This is a genomic window from Gemmiger formicilis (assembly GCF_016900095.1).
Classification (GTDB): domain Bacteria; phylum Bacillota; class Clostridia; order Oscillospirales; family Ruminococcaceae; genus Gemmiger; species Gemmiger formicilis_A.
The window spans coordinates 1-952 of the sequence record NZ_JACJJP010000075.1 but is presented as its reverse complement, the minus strand read 5'-3'; the positions used below and the strand labels follow the sequence as shown (position 1 = coordinate 952).

Here is a 952-nt window from a genome sequence, read left to right as displayed (position 1 = left end):
CCGGGCCTATCTCACCGGCTGGCTGCGCCGCTGGTGCGAGGAACACCCCCACACCAACGTGGTGCGGTTCACCAGCCTGTTCTACAATTTTGTTTGGATCTGGGGTGCGGAGGAAACCAACCGCAACCTGTTCACCGACTGGGGCAGCTATGACTTCACCGTGTCGGAGCAGGCCCTGGCGGACTTTGCCGCCGCCTACGGCTATGAGCTGACGGCGGAGGACTTCATCAACAAGGGCAACTTCCAGGTCACCCACATGCCTCCCACGGCCCACAAGCGGGATTACATGGACTTCACCCAGCGGTATGTGGCCGGGTTCGGCAAGGAGCTGGTGGACCTGGTGCACAGCTACGGCAAGAAGGCCTACGTCTTCTACGACGACAGCTGGGTGGGGGTGGAGCCCTACGGCCCCTACTTCCCCTCCATCGGCTTCGACGGCATCATCAAGTGTGTCTTTTCCGGCTACGAAGCCCGGATGTGCGCCGGGGTGCCCGCCAAAGTCCATGAGCTACGGCTGCACCCCTACCTGTTCCCGGTGGGGCTGGGCGGCGCGCCCACCTTTGCCCCGGGGGGCAATCCCACCCGGGACGCCAAGGAATACTGGAACCATGTGCGCCGGGCGCTGCTGCGCACCAAGATCGACCGCATCGGCCTGGGCGGATACCTGCACCTGCTGGAGGATTTCCCGGATTTTGTGCAGTACATCGCCGACCTGGCCGACGAGTTCCGGGAGGTGCGGGACCTGCACACCGAAGGGGAGGTATACACCCTGCCCCTGACGGTGGCGGTGCTGCACAGCTGGGGCGGGCTGCGCCCCTGGACCTTGTCCGGTCACTTCCATGAAACCTACATGCACGATCTGATCCACATCAACGAAGCCCTGTCCGGCCTGCCGGTACACACCCGCTTTTTAAGCTTTGCGGACGTGAAGGCGGGCAAGCTGGATGGGGTG

At 63.7% G+C, this 952-nt stretch carries 1 protein-coding gene; it reads left to right on the top strand.

Annotation, left to right across the window (positions count from 1 at the left end; genetic code table 11):
- Window positions 1-952 (top strand): 1,3-beta-galactosyl-N-acetylhexosamine phosphorylase N-terminal domain-containing protein (locus H6B15_RS15250; protein WP_275951018.1); only part of this gene is annotated, 952 nt, incomplete at both ends.